The sequence below is a fragment of the Azonexus caeni genome (genome assembly GCF_048146105.1).
Lineage (GTDB): Bacteria > Pseudomonadota > Gammaproteobacteria > Burkholderiales > Rhodocyclaceae > Azonexus > Azonexus aromaticus_B.
Map to the genome: position 1 here is coordinate 22,556 of NZ_JBKJAD010000030.1, position 13,743 is coordinate 36,298.

At 67.2% G+C, this 13,743-nt stretch carries 11 protein-coding genes; 1 reads left to right on the forward strand and 10 read right to left on the reverse strand.

All coding sequences use genetic code 11. The features are described from left to right. Window positions 1-89: 89 nt before the first annotated feature. The 9 genes from ACLIIZ_RS19465 to ACLIIZ_RS19505 form a co-directional block, all read right to left on the reverse strand. Window positions 90-713 carry a response regulator transcription factor gene (locus tag ACLIIZ_RS19465; RefSeq protein ID WP_416695017.1) on the reverse strand — a complete coding sequence of 208 codons (624 nt, stop codon included), beginning with the start codon at window positions 711-713 and terminating at the stop codon, window positions 90-92. Further along, complete coding sequence (locus ACLIIZ_RS19470) at window positions 710-3,550, reverse strand: ATP-binding protein (RefSeq protein WP_416695020.1); 2,841 nt, start codon at window positions 3,548-3,550, stop codon at window positions 710-712. Before ACLIIZ_RS19470 ends, ACLIIZ_RS19465 begins: the two co-directional genes overlap by 4 nt. Window positions 3,551-3,703: 153 nt before the next feature. Next, a complete protein-coding gene (locus ACLIIZ_RS19475; protein ID WP_416695022.1) occupies window positions 3,704-5,080 on the reverse strand; it encodes an OmpP1/FadL family transporter in 1,377 nt (458 codons plus the stop codon). A gap of 61 nt (window positions 5,081-5,141) precedes the next feature. Continuing rightward, on the reverse strand, window positions 5,142-6,158 hold the full coding sequence (locus tag ACLIIZ_RS19480) for a 2Fe-2S iron-sulfur cluster-binding protein (RefSeq protein WP_416695025.1): 1,017 nt from the start codon (window positions 6,156-6,158) through the stop codon (window positions 5,142-5,144). Between the two features lie 71 nt (window positions 6,159-6,229). Next, on the reverse strand, window positions 6,230-7,216 hold the full coding sequence (locus tag ACLIIZ_RS19485) for an aromatic/alkene monooxygenase hydroxylase subunit beta (RefSeq protein ID WP_416695028.1): 987 nt from the start codon (window positions 7,214-7,216) through the stop codon (window positions 6,230-6,232). A 46-nt stretch (window positions 7,217-7,262) separates the two neighbouring features. After that, a complete protein-coding gene (locus tag ACLIIZ_RS19490; protein WP_374324829.1) occupies window positions 7,263-7,577 on the reverse strand; it encodes an MmoB/DmpM family protein in 315 nt (104 codons plus the stop codon). A gap of 90 nt (window positions 7,578-7,667) precedes the next feature. Continuing rightward, window positions 7,668-8,003 (reverse strand): Rieske 2Fe-2S domain-containing protein, encoded by a 336-nt coding sequence (locus ACLIIZ_RS19495; RefSeq protein ID WP_416695031.1) that lies wholly within the window; start codon window positions 8,001-8,003, stop codon window positions 7,668-7,670. 32 nt (window positions 8,004-8,035) lie between these two features. Further along, the gene (locus ACLIIZ_RS19500; RefSeq protein ID WP_416695034.1) at window positions 8,036-8,302 is read right to left on the reverse strand and encodes a toluene-4-monooxygenase system B family protein; all 267 of its coding nucleotides are present in this window, start codon (window positions 8,300-8,302) and stop codon (window positions 8,036-8,038) included. A gap of 67 nt (window positions 8,303-8,369) precedes the next feature. Beyond that, on the reverse strand, window positions 8,370-9,875 hold the full coding sequence (locus ACLIIZ_RS19505; protein WP_416695037.1) for an aromatic/alkene/methane monooxygenase hydroxylase/oxygenase subunit alpha: 1,506 nt from the start codon (window positions 9,873-9,875) through the stop codon (window positions 8,370-8,372). Between the two features lie 405 nt (window positions 9,876-10,280). On the opposite strand from ACLIIZ_RS19505, the gene ACLIIZ_RS19510 reads away from it, so the two are divergent. Further along, on the forward strand, window positions 10,281-12,398 hold the full coding sequence (locus ACLIIZ_RS19510; RefSeq protein ID WP_416695040.1) for a methyl-accepting chemotaxis protein: 2,118 nt from the start codon (window positions 10,281-10,283) through the stop codon (window positions 12,396-12,398). Window positions 12,399-12,436: 38 nt separating this feature from the next. On the opposite strand, the gene urtE is transcribed toward ACLIIZ_RS19510, so the two are convergent. Further along, window positions 12,437-13,129 carry an urea ABC transporter ATP-binding subunit UrtE gene (gene urtE, locus ACLIIZ_RS19515; RefSeq protein WP_416695043.1) on the reverse strand — a complete coding sequence of 231 codons (693 nt, stop codon included), beginning with the start codon at window positions 13,127-13,129 and terminating at the stop codon, window positions 12,437-12,439. Window positions 13,130-13,743: the final 614 nt, after the last annotated feature.

Here is a 13,743-nt window from a genome sequence, read left to right on the forward strand (position 1 = left end):
CGTTTCGGGTTGGGGTAACTGGGTGTACGGAAAACCCCGGCCGATTATTCCACGCGCCGCTCAAAAAAGTGCGCTGCCGCCGCCGGGCCTCACTGCGGCAGCAGGCGCTGCATCGCCAGCGTCAGTTCGGGCAGCGAGCGGAAGCGCATCTTGTTCATCACGTTGTGCCGGTGCACCTTGATCGTGCTTTCCGAAATGCCGAGTTCGAGGGCGATCACCTTGTTGGCGCGGCCCTGGATCACCTGCAGCAGCACTTCCTTCTCGCGCGGCGTCAGTTGGTCGTAGCGGGCCTGCAGTTCCTCGGTTTCCAGGCGCTTGTGGAAGGCGCTGCTGACGTTGGACAGCGCCGAGGTGATGGCGTGCAGCAGGGCGAAGTCCTCGAAGGGTTTTTTCAGGAAGTCGATGGCGCCCGCCTTCATCGCCCGCACCGCGTCGGGGACGTCACCGTGGCCGGTGATGAAGATGATCGGCAGCGTCCAGCCGCGCCGCACCAGCTCGTCCTGCAGCGACAGGCCGTCGATGCCGGGCATGCGGACGTCGAGGACGAGACAGGAAAAGTCCTTCAGCCGGTCGAGCGCCAGGAAGTCGAGCGGCGAAGCATAGACCTCGACCTTCATGCCTTCGGCGCGGATCAGGCTGCTCAGCGATTCGCGGATCGACGCGTCGTCGTCGACGATATAAACGGTGGGCGAGGTGTCGAGGGCGGGTTTCATCGGGGGCTGGCCGGGATCAGGAAGACGAAGCGCGAACCGCCGGCCGCCGGGCTTTCCAGCCAGAGCTTGCCGCCGTGGTTGTCGACGATCGAGCGGCTGATCGCCAGGCCCATGCCGAGGCCGTCGCTCTTGGTCGAATAGAAGGCTTCGAAGATGGTCGCCGCCTGCCCGGCGGGGACGCCGGGGCCGTTGTCGGCGACCGCGAATTGGACGCCGCCGCCAGCGTCGCCGGCAACCTCGACGACGATGCGGCGGTCGGTGGCGTCCTGGTTGCGCAGGGCGTCGATGGCGTTGACCAGGAGGTTGAGGATGACCTGCTGCAACTGCACCTGGTCGCCGCACAGCGGCGGCAGCGGCGCCGCGATGCGGACTTCGCAACCGACCGCCGCTTCGGCGAGCGGCCGGCGCAGCATCTGCAGCAGGACGTCGAGCATCGCCGGGACGTCGATCGCCTGGCGTTTCAGGTCGCCCTTCCTGAGGAAACCGCGGATGCGGGTGATCACATTGCCGGCATGGACGGCGTCGCGATGCACGCGCTGCAGCGCGGCGACCACTTCCTGGGTGTCCGGCTCCGGGCGCTCCAGCCAGCGCAGCGCGGCGTGGCTGTTGGTGACGATGGCGGCGAGCGGCTGGTTGACCTCGTGGGCGATCGACGCCACCAGCTCGCCCATCGTCGTCAGCCGCGACACCCGGGCGAGGTCGGTCTGCGTCCGGGCGAGCGCGTCCTCGGCGCTCTTCTGGGCGGTCAGGTCCTCGACGATGACGGCGACGCGCGGCCCTTCCTGGTCGACCTCGGGGATCACCGAGGCGCAGACCTTGGCCCACAGATGGCTGCCGTCGCGCCGCTCGTAGCGCTTCTGCAGCTGGTAGCTGCCGTGGTTGCCGGTGAGCAGGCCATGCACGTTGTCGCGCGTCGCCGCCTTGTCGGCGTCGTCGGAAATGTCGACGAAGGAGAGGCCGACGATTTCCCGGGCGCCGTAGCCGAGCATCCGCTGCAGCGCCGGGTTGGCCTTCATGATCCGGCGGTCGGCATCGGCCAGCGCGATGCCGACCGCCGTGTTCTCGTAGAACCCTTGCCAGCGGCGCTCGGAAACCTGCAGCGCGCGCATGCCTTCCTGCATCGACTTGCGGCTGGCGATCAGGCCGACCATCAGTTCGCTGATGTCGCAGGCCTGCGAGTTCAGTTCCTTCTGCAGGATGTCCACGCTGCGCTTGACGATCACCAGGTTGCGCACGCGGGCGCGCAGTTCCTGCGGCGAGAAGGGCTTGGTCAGGTAGTCCTGGACGAAGCCTTCGAGCAGCGTCTCGCGCAGCGCGTCGTCGGCGCGTGCCGAAAGCACCAGGACCGGGATGTGCGATGTCTGGCGGCGGCGCAGTTCGTGGATGAACTGCTCGCCGTCCATCTCCGGCATCATCAGGTCGGTGATCACCAGGTCGGGCGGTTCGGCGCAGACCAGGTCGAGCGCCAGCCCGCCGTTCTCGACCAGCGTCACCTGGTAGTCGTCGGCCAGCACGTCGTGCAGGAACTGGCGCAGGTCGGGGTTGTCCTCGGCGATCACGACGCGCGGCTGGCCGGCGTTTTCCGGGCGGCGCGGGGCGTCGAACTGGCGCGGCAGCTCGATCGCCGGCAGGGCCGGCGTCCAGCCCGCGTCGCGGCTCCTGACGTAGGCACCGGCCGGCGCGCGCAAGGGCAGTTCGATCTGGAACAGGGCGCCGCGCTCCGGCGCGTCGAGCAGCGAGATCGTCCCGTGGTGCAGCTCGACGAACTCCTTGACGATGTTGAGCCCGAGCCCGCTGCCTTTGGCTGACAGCTCCTCGGTGCCCTGCGCGTAGCGGTCGAAGACCTGACCTTTCAGCGCGTCGGGGATGCCCGGGCCGTTGTCCTGGATGCCGAGCAGCAGGCGCTCGCCGGGCAGGCGCTCGAAGGTGCAGCGGATGCGCCCGCCGCGCGGCGTGAACTTGAAGGCGTTGGAGAGCAGGTTGGTGACGACGCGGGCGAACTTGGCGCGGTCGATGTCGGCGTAGATTTCCTCGGCGCCGGCAAAGCTCAGCGCGATGCCGCGCTCCTCGGCGGCGGCGTCGAAGCCGGCGGCGACCTCGCGCACCAGGTCCACGATGTCGGCGCAGACATACACCAGCGGCATCTCGCCGGCGTCGATGCGGGCCAGGTCGAGCAGGTCGTTGACCTGCTGCAGCAGCGCCTGGGCGTTGCGCTTGATCGTCAGCAGCCGCGACTGCTCGCGCTCGGAACGGCCCGCCTCCTGCAGCAACTGGTTCACCGGGCCGAGGATCAACGTCAGCGGGGTGCGCAACTCGTGACTGACGTTGGCGAAGAACTTGGTCTTGAAGCCGTCGAGCGCCCGCAGCTTCTCCAGCGCGGCGTGCACCTCGTTGTTGCGGCGGGTCAGCTCGGCCTCGATGGCGATCTTTTCCGAGATGTTGCGGCCTTCCGGCAGCAGGAAGGCGACCCGTCCGGCGTCGTCGAAGATCGGCGTCAGCGAGAAGTCGACGACGATCGTCCGGCGGCCGCTCGATTCGCCGTAGATCTCGATGTCGCAGCGCACGAACTGGCCGCTCGCCGCTTCCGCCACCATCGTCCGCACCCGCTCCTGGGTGGCCGCCGACAGCGCCCACCAGCGGGCTTCCCAGAACGGCTTGCCGACCACTTCCTCGAGCTTGATCCCGGCGCCGTCGAGCGCCGCCTGGTTGATCTCGATGACCCTGCCGTCGACGTCGAGCAGGCCGAGGAACTGGTACATCGAATCGAGGATGATCCGCGCCAGCTTCTGGCGCCGGACATCGAGGGGGTCGTCGGCCGACAGTTCGACGCCCTTCACGGGCGCCTCCCTGCCGTGTCTTCCCGTCGGGGTGATATTGGCCATGAACGCATTGCAAGGACTAACGGAAATGAAGCATCCAACACTCTGGAAAAAAAAGCGAGGCAAGCCTCGCTTGAAAAGCCCCGAAGGAGGGATGGGGCTGGGGCTTGATCAGAAACTGAGGCTGTAGTTGAGCGTCGCGTTGTCCTGGGAATGCGCGACGCTGATCGGGTCCGAGGTGTTCGGCAGGCTGCGGTTGGCCATCTTTTCGCGCAGCGCGTGGGACCAGGCGAAGTCGATCTTGCTGCTCGGCGAGAAGGCGTAGGTGAAGCCGAGCGACAGGTGCTTGGTCGGCGTCGCCGGGATCACCGCGAACAGCGTGTTGCCGCGCAGCGCCTGCGAAGCGACGCGGGCGCCGGCGCGCAGCGTCCATCGCGGTGTCAGCGCGTAGGCGGTGCCGACGGCGAAGACGGTCTGGTCCTTGTAGTTCTGCGGCAGCAGGATGTTGAGGTCGCCGCCGGCGTTGGCCACGAAAGCCACCTTGATGTCCTTCATGACGTCCTCCCAGAACACCCGCGACAGGTCGGCGGCGACTTCCCATTGCGGCGTCAGCCGGTGATGCAGGCCGAGATCGAGGCGAGCCGGCATCTGGAAATCCTTGAGTTTGATCTTGCCGGCCAGCGGAATCTGTCCGGCCAGTCCGGAAACGGCGGTCAGCGTTGCCGAGCCCTGCAGGTCGTCGATCTTGCTCTTGACCGTGTAGGCGGCGCCCAGGCGGGTTGCCGGGCTTGCCTGGTAGAGCATGCCGAGGCGGCCGGCGAAGCCCCAGGCGTCGACGCCGCTGCCCAGCCACTTGTTCTTGGTCAGGCTGAAATGCGCCCCCTGTAGCGCCGGGATGCCGCCCAGCACGGGCACCAGGGCGCCGGTCGCGCGGCCGCCGGCGATCAGGCTGCCGACCTGATCGGCGCCGAGCAGCAGGTCGAGGTTGAGCCCCTGCCACATGGCGTCGAGGCTGGCGCCGACGGTCAGCGCCTCGGAAACGCGATAGCTGGCGGCGAGCGGGATGTCGAGGACGAGCAGGCGGCTGGAGTTCTCGAGCCCGGTCGGCGCGCCGCCGGTGCCGTTGGACAGGAAGCTGCGGCTGCCGTACTCGGTGCCCAGCCCGCCCTGGGCGAAGGCGCCGACGCCGACGACCAGGTTGCCGAGGCGCCGGCTGTACGCCGCCTGCGGCGCGACGTAGGGGCCGCGGTTCCTGCTGTGCGTGCCGGAATGCGCCTTGGCGCCGGTGGCCTCGTCGCGGACCTCGATGTCGGTGGTCACCAGGTCGAAGCCGACCATCGCCTGCTGTTCGCCCGGCATCAGCGACAGCGTCGCCGGGTTGGTCAGCATGCCGCCGGGGCCGACGTCGTGGGCGACGGCGGTGCCGCCCATGGCGCGCGAGACGGCGCCGATGCCTTCGAGCCGGAAGACATCGGTCGCCCAGGCGGCTTGGCCGCCCAGCATGATGGCCGTGCCGGCGAGGCCGGCAGCCAGTTTCTGTTGCATCATGTTTTTTCTCCTCTTGTCGTTTGTTGTTTTTGCCTGTTGCGGCAAACCCCCGGTGACCGCGTCAGAAGAAGCGGTCGAAATGAATCTGTTCGAACGGCACCTGATGGCCAACCATCAGCAGTTCCTGCAGCGCCGAGGTCATCGGCGGCGGCCCGGCAAAATAGAACTCGTAGTCGGCCAGGCGCTCAGGCAGTTGCGGCAGCAGCTGGTCGTGCACGTAGCCGGTGGCGCCGCGCCAGGCGCCGTCGTCGCCGGGCAGCGAAACCACCGGGATGAAGCGGATGCGCTCGCCGGCGCCGAGCTTGGCGAGCAGGTCGCCGCCGCAGACGTCGCGCGGCGTCCGGGCGCCGTAGAAGAAGTGCAGTGTGCGTTTGCCGAGCAGGCCGGCCTCGACTGCGCCGCGGGCGATCGACAGCATCGGCGCCAGCCCGGAACCGCCGGCGACGCAGACGATGTCGCGCGGCGATGCGGTGCGCAGCCAGGCCATGCCGTAGGGACCGTCGAGGCCGATGCGGTCGCCGACGGCGAGACCGTCGAAGAGGACATGGCTGCCCTGGCCGTGCGGCACGCGACGGACCTGGAAGTGCCACTCGCGCTGCTCGTTCGGCGTGTTGGCCATCGAGTAGGCGCGCGAGCCGGTGACCCCCGGCAGCTCCAGCATCGCGTACTGGCCGGGCAGGAAGTCGGCCGGGCCATCGCTGACGAAGCGGAATTCGCGGATGTCGTGGGTGATGTCGCGCAGCATCGCCAGTTGCGCGCTCTGCCGGCGCGGTGCCAGCAGCGGCACGTATTCGGCGGCGGTCGGCGCGGCGATGGTGATCGGACCGCAGGCACGGCACTGGCAGGCGAGGTGGCGGCCGCGCCGGCGGTCGCGTTCAGTGAGGCCGGGGGCGTCCGGCCACAGGGTATCGATTTCGCCCTCCAGCAGCTCGAACTTGCAGCCGCCGCAGCCGCCGGAATTGCATTCGTAGGCCAGCCCGACGCCGGCGCGCAGGGCGGCGCGCAGGATGCTGTCGTCGGCCGCCTGCGCGAAGACGCTGCCGTCCTTGCGGTTGGTGATTGTTGCCTGGTCGCTCATGCTTTCTTGCTCACGAAGACGCTCGCCCGGGACGCCGTGGCGTCCCGGTGCGGCAGGTCAGGGGCGGGCGTTCAGAGCCCGAGCGAACGGCGGAACTCGCGCGTCGCCGCCTTGGCCGACGCGGCGGCATCGGCGACATCGGGCAGCAGCGCGCAGTAGGCGTCGATGGCGCGGTCGGCCAGCGGTTCCCACTTGGCGATCCAGCCCTGCATGGCTTCCAGGTTGCCCGGGGTTTCCAGCGCCATGCGCACGAAGCTGGCCAGCCAGCGGCGGTGGCGGGCGGCGTCGATCAGCTGGGCGTCGGTGATCAGGCCGAGCAGGGTGTCGCCGTTGTGGCGGGCCGCTTCGCCCAGCTTGCGCAGGACGCTTTCCTCGATCGCCGGCTTGGCGACCAGGTTGAGGACGACGATCGCCTCGCCCCAGTCCCAGACCGTCAGCGTCTTTTCCATCAGTTCGCGGAAGCCTTGCCAGACCGGGTCGGTTTCCCAGTAGCGCCGCTCGTCGGCGGCGAAGCCCTTGTCGGCGAAGGCGAGCGACAGTTCCTTGGTGCGGTAGGCGGTGTGGCTGACCCAGCGCAGGCTGTCGGCCATCTGGAAGTAGTTGCAGTTGGTGATGGTACTGGCCGGCGAGACCTGGCCGACGTAGGCCGATGCCATCTGCACGGTATGGAAGAGGTAGCGGGCCGGCGTGTAGTAGCGGGCCAGCGAACCGGCCCAGCGCGGGTCGAGCGCCTTGTCGTGCTCGCGCTGGTTGAACTGGTCGAACAGGCCGAAGACGTAGGTTTCCTGGCCGTCCTGCATCATGTTGTAGGTGCGGTAGACGACTTCGTCCGGATCGCGGAAGGCGTTCCAGTCGGCGTGCTTGAGCGCGGTACCGAAGGTGTTCTTCTTGTACCACTGGTTCATGAACATGTTGGGGTCGAGCTCGTAAGGCGAGTTCGGGTCGCGGTCGTTGTAGTGCAGGTTGGCGCTGACGATCTCGTACTCGCTCGGCTTGCGGCGGCGGGCGGCGAGATGGCTCCAGGTCTTGAGCGGCTTCAGCGTTTGGGTATCGGACATGGTGGGTCTCCTCGTATTCTTTTCGGTTGGGGTGTGCCGGGGGCGCTCAGAGCTTCTTGGCGAAATAGAAGCGCACCGCCTGGTCCTGGCTTTCGATCTGGCCGGCGAAGGAACTCAGGTCCACTTCCAGGTCGTTCATGCGGAACGGCCGGCCGAGTTCTTCCTCGATGGTTTGCTGGCGCAGGATCATTTCCTGTTCGGCGTGGATGCGGATGTAGGCGCGCTTGTCATCGACGAAGATCTCCTTGCCCGGGTTGTCTACCCGCGCCGCTTCGATCACCGCCATTGCCAGGTCGCCGGCGCGCATCACCGGGCCGACCAGGTTGTTGTGATAGGCCTGCCCCGTCGTTGCTGCATTCATTGTCTTCTCCTCGTTCGGTTTGGCCGGCGCCGCGACGGCGGCCGGCCTGAAAAGGTCTTTCAACCACTGGATCGGCTTCATCGCCGGCGCTCAGGTGTGGGCGAACAGCGGCGTGATGCCCTCGGTCTTGACCAGGATGTCGTCGCCTTCCACTTGCACCGGGTATTCGGCCAGCGCGCAGTCGGCCGGGTTGATGCCCTTGCCGTTGCAGGCGGCGAACTGCCAGAGGTGGGCGCGGCAGATGATCTTCTCGCCGTCGAACTTGCCTTCCGCCAGCGAAATGTCCTGGTGCGGGCACATGCCCTGGAAGGCCTTGACCGCGCCGCCTTCGGCGCAGACCAGCAGCACCTCGTGGCCGTTGACCGAAAACGCTTCCATCTCGCCTTCCCACAGGTCGTCGACCGTGCAAACCTTGGTGAAACTCATGTCTCTCTCCGTTTTTTTGTGGTCGGGGGCGCTCAGTGGCGCGCCGGTTCCCAGATGATTTCGATGGTTTCAGTCGGCTTGAGGCCGGACTCGGACACTTTCATCGTGCGCGGCAGGAACTCCGTCGCGTCCTGCCGGCGGACGCGCATGATGCAGTCCGGGCGGGCGCGCACGCGGCGGCCGACGGAATGCACGGCGGCGGCGGCGGCCACCTCGTCCATGGTGTTCTCGGAATCGACGGCAACCAGTTGCAGCACGAAATCGCCCTCGAAGTTCGAGGTCAGGGGGAATAAGGCCATTTCTCTTGTCTCCTGTTTTTTTGCAGGCGCCGCCGTCAGCGGCGGCGCCGTTCGGGGTACGGCGGCGTCAGCTCGCCTTCTTGCTGGCGCGCAGGGCGCGATAGACCTCGGCCCAGGCGTAGTTGTGGGCGTCGTCGCCGATCTCGCCCGGGGCCAGGCCCATGTACTGCAGCGCCCCGCCGAGATCCATCGGCTGGATCATGCCGGCCAGGAAGCGGTCGACGATCGACAGGTGGCCGGCGTAGCGCTCCGGCTCCTGCTCGAAGACCCAGCGGTCGACCTCGGAACCGAAGTGGTAGAGGCGGCCCTTGTATTCCAGCGGGTAGTCCTTGACGTTCCAGCCCTTGCCCGGCGTGCCGAGGATCGGCAGCTGGCACATGTTGCAGACGTAGGGCAGGGTTTCCGGGTAAGCCTTGTCCATCCGCCCTTCGACGACGTTGTCGATGAAGACGTCCCAGCACTGGCCCCAGGTGTCGTTCCAGCCGGGGTACTTGGCTTCCAGCCAGGCGCGCTCGTCCGGGGTGACGCCGGCGGCCGGGTTCCACCACAGGGTCGGCCGCCAGAAGTAGGAGCCGAGATGCATGCCGTGGTGGGTCTGGCTGATGTCCTTGAGGAAAATGTCCCAGTACCAGGGCAGGTCGAGGCCCATGTCGGTCAGGGCGCGCTCGAACTGGGCGACGATCCACTCTTCCATGAACTCCTTGAACGACTGCTTGCGGTGTTCGAGCGGCGTGTAGTAGTCCATGATCGGCCCGGTCAGCACCGAGAACAGCTTCCAGGCGCCCCACACGGCGATGTCAACGCGCTTCTGCGCTTCCGCCTTGTGGCCGTTCTCGATCAGCACCTTCAAGGCCGGGCCGCCGATCTGGGCGTGGCGCGATTCGTCGGTCTGGATGCTGGAGATCAGGTTGGCGAAGGTGTGGTCGCCGGCTTCGGCGGCGTCGGCGGCCAGCCCGAGGAACTGCATGTTGGTGAAGCCGGTCTCGAAGCTGAAGGTGAGCATGATCGAGACGCTGATCGCGTCGCGCGTCATCATGATGTCGTCGAAGAAGTGACGCGCCGCGATCATCGCCCACTCGTTGGTGTCGTAGGCCTTGAAGGCCCAGTCCATCTGGCGGTCCTTCGAGACATGCTCGTGCGGGAAGTAGAGCTGCATCTGGCCGTGGCGGATTTCATCGAGACAGCCGAGCGTGGACATGTTGCGCATGCCCGGCGCCTTGGAGAAACGCATCATCCGTGCCTCGGCCGAGGCGGCGGCGTATTCGCCGCGGGCGATGGCGCCGTAGTGCGCCTTCATCACCGACTTCCAGCCCGGATCGGCGTTCTCGAAGATGCGGCTGCGCTCCAGCGCGGCCTTCACCGAGTAGGCGCCGGCGTCCTTGTCGCGCTGCACCTTGACGTATTCCGGGTAGGTCTGCTTGTAGGGTTCGTCGTAGCTTTCCCAGGCGCTCAGCGGCAGGCCGAATTCACCGGCCAGCTTGGGCGGGAACAGTTCATCCTCGGTCACGTACGACGGCGTCCAGTTGGTGTTTCTGGCCAGGTCGTACCAGTCCATTCTGTTGAGTACTGCCATGATTTCTTGTCTCCTTGCTGTATGAACCGGAGTCTTGCAACCCCGGACCCGGGCGATCGTCGTCGCCCCGCGCTGGCGGCCTCCTGGTGGAGCATCGCCGGTGGGAGAGAAGTTAGCCGGAAGCGTCCGGCGCCGAAATTAGACTTAGGTTTAGACGGCCGGCCGCACCCCGTCTTGGTGCGTTGTCTCGCCGCCTGCCTTGGCCTGGTGCATGCACCACGACGGGGGCCGGCGGGCTGGCGCCGGGAAACGCGATATTTCGTTTCCGGGTCGGGTAACAGCCCGCGTCCGATGGGGTTTTTATTACTTTCGTAATAGGCGTGCTTCTTGCATCGCCATCCCGTCACCTTTATTGCCCAAACTGCCGTCGCTTCCCTGACCATGGGCGCGGCGCGGGCCGGAACCATGAAAACCAATCTGCCGATCACCCACCGCGAAGTCGTCATGGACGAAGGGACGACCATCGTCAGCAAGACCGACCTGCGCGGCATCATCACCTACGTCAATGCCGATTTCGTCGCCATTTCCGGTTTCACCGAAAGCGAATTGCTCGGCCAGAGCCACAACATCGTCCGCCATCCGGAAATGCCGGCAGCGGCCTTTGCCGACCTCTGGCAGACGCTGAAACGGGGCAAGCCGTGGAACGGGCTGGTCAAGAACCGCTGCAAGAACGGCGATCACTACTGGGTCAACGCGCACGTCGCGCCGGTCGAGCAGGACGGCAAGGTGGTTGGCTACACCTCGATGCGAACGCGGCCGACGCGCCAGCAGATCGACGCGGCGAACGCGCTCTACGCCGACCTGGCGGCGGGCCGCGGCGGCGTCCGCCTGGTCGGCGGGCAGGTGCTGCGCAGCGGGCTGTGGCGGCGGCTCAACGTTTTCCGCCAGTTGCTCGGGCTCGAGGTGAACAAGCAGCTTTACCTGCTGATGGCGGCCTTCCTGCTGAGCTTCGCCGCGGTTGCCGCGCTGGTCTATCGCGGCATCGGCGAAGTCCAGGTCAAGGGGCCGATCTACCAGCGCCTGGTCGAGGGCAAGGACCTGGTCGCCGACATTCTGCCGCCACCGGCCTATCTGGTCGAATCCTACCTGCTGGTGCACGAGATGAGTCGCGCCGACGCCACCGCCTTGCCGGCGCTGGTCGAGCGCAGCCGGCGCCTGCGCCAGGAGTTCGAGACGCGCCACCGTTTCTGGGAGGGGCAACTGGCGGCCGGCGAGCTGAAGGCGCAACTGGTCGAGGCGGCCTACCGGCCGGCGCTGGCTTTCCTCGAACTGCGCGACGCGCAGTACATCCCGGCCCTGCAGGCCGGCCAGCGCGCCACCGCCGACGCCCTGCTGCCGCAACTGGCGGCGCGCTACGCCGAGCACCGGGCGGTGATCGACCGCGTGGTGGAACTGGCCAACGCCCGCAATGCTGCGGACGAACTGGCGGCCGGCGCGATCATCGCCGGCATCTACTGGCAACTGGCCGCGGCGGCGCTGCTGACGACGCTGTTCGTCGCGCTTCTCGGTTTCTCGGTGATCCACAACCTGCGTCGCCTGCTCGGCGGCGATCCGCGCTACGCCTGCGAGGTCACCCGCCATGTCGCGTCCGGCAACCTGGGCATCAACATCGAGGTGGACGTCGCCGACCGCAGCAGCCTGCTGGCGTCGATCCGCCACTTGCGCGAGATGTTCCGCCGCATGCTGTCCGAGATCCAGCGCAACGCCGACCTGATCGCCAGCCACGCCGGCACGATGGCGGCGGCCGCCGACCAGGTGGCGCAGACTTCGCAGGGGCAGAGCGAGGCGACCGCCGGCGTGGCCAGCGCCGCCGAGCAGGTGAGCGCCAGCATGGCGCAGGTGGTCAGCGACGCCGCCGAGGCGCACGCGATTTCGCAGGCTTCCGACAACACTTGCGCCAACGGCGCGACGGTGATCCACAAGGCGGTGGCGAGCATGGAGGAAATCGCCGCCACGGTGCGCCAGTCGACCGAGCGCATCCTGGCGCTGGGCGCCGATTCGGCGCGCATTTCCTCGGTCGTCCAGGTGATCCGCGAGATCGCCGACCAGACCAACCTGCTCGCCCTCAACGCGGCGATCGAGGCGGCGCGCGCCGGCGAGAGCGGGCGCGGCTTCGCCGTCGTCGCCGACGAGGTGCGCAAGCTGGCCGAGCGGACGGCGACCGCCACCACCGAGATCGCCGGCATGATCCAGGGCATTCAGGATGGCATGGGGCAGGCGGTGACGACGATGGAGCACGGCGTCGCCCAGGTCGATCACGGCGTCGCGCTGGCCAACGAGGCGGGGCAGGCGATCCAGCGCATCCGCGACAGCGCCGCCCGTGTCGTCGCCGTCGTCGCCGGGATTTCCGGAGCGCTCGAAGAGCAGGGCGTGGCCACCGACAGCATCCGCAACCACGTCGAACGGATCGCCGGGCTGTCGGAGGAAAACGAAGCCCTGGCCGGCCGTACCTCGCACGCCGCGCACGAACTGCTCGACACCGCCACCGGCATGCAGGGCACGGTCAGCCGCTTCGCCGTCTGACCGGCTGGCGCCATCCGCTGCCGGACGGCGCTTTCGCCTCACACCGCCAGCGCCTCGCGCACCCCGTCCTGCGGCATGGTCTCGCCGCGCCCGCGCATGATGAATTCACCGCGTTCCATCAGCAGGTACTGGTCGGCCAGCGATTCGGCGAAGTCGTAGTACTGCTCGACCAGCAGGATGGCCATTTCGCCGGTTTCGGCGAGCATGCGGATGGCGCGTTCGATGTCCTTGATGATCGACGGCTGGATGCCCTCGGTCGGCTCGTCGAGGATGAGCAGCGACGGGCCCATGGCCAGCGCCCGGCCGATCGCCAGCTGCTGCTGCTGGCCGCCGGAAAGGTCGCCGCCGCGCCGGTGCAGCATCTGCTTCAAGACCGGGAACATCGCGAAGATGCGCTCGGGAATCTTCGTGCCGCCCGGCTTGGTCGCCAGCCCCATCAGCAGGTTTTCTTCGACGGTCAGGCGCGGAAAGATCTCGCGCCCCTGCGGCACGTAGCCGATCCCGGCTTTCACGCGCTCGTGCGGTGGCAGGTGGGTGATCGGCTTGCCGTCGAAAGTGACGCTGCCTTCCTTGGTCTTGACCAGCCCCATCAACGATTTGAGCAAGGTGGTCTTGCCGACCCCATTGCGCCCGAGCAGGGTGGTGACCTCGCCCTTCTGCAGCTCGAAGCTGAGACCGCGCAGGATGTGGGAGCCGCCGTAGGCTTGGTGGAGGTTATCGACTTTGAGCATTTCGGTTTCCTTTGGGCGGGAGGGGCTTCTGATGGGCTGTTTTGCGTTGTTGACGGCGGGAGGTGGTGTTTTTTTGACCGCTGGTTTCCGCGCCTGACGCGCGAGCGTGTTTGCTTGCTGAACCGCTGGGTTCCGCCGCTGACCGGCGGGCGTACTTTTTCTTGTGTGGCCAAGAAAAAGTAGCCAAAAAGAAGGCCACCCCTAGGTCGGCGCCCGCTGCGCGGGTGCCCTGCGCTACTCGTCGTTGGCGGGGGCTGCGCAACTCGGGGCTTTGCCCCTCAGACAGTGCTCGCCCTTTATCCGCCAACGCCTGCGTTGCTCGGCGCCTCCCAAGGGGCCCGGAAAACCGATCACTGCTGAAAGCGCAACGCTCTTTCAACCGCGAACCTTCGCATACCGCTGGTTTTCGGGGCCCCCCTGAGAGGCGCTGAGCAACGCAGGTGTGCCGGGGGAAGTCGGCGAGGACTGTCTGAGGCCCGCAGGGCCGAGTTCCGCAGCCGCCCGGCGCGCCGAGTAGCGCAAGGGACCGGGCGCAGCCCGGCGCCGACCTGGGGGTGGCTTTTTCTTTGGCTACTTTCTTTTTTCCACAAAAAAGAAAGTACGCCCGCCGGTCA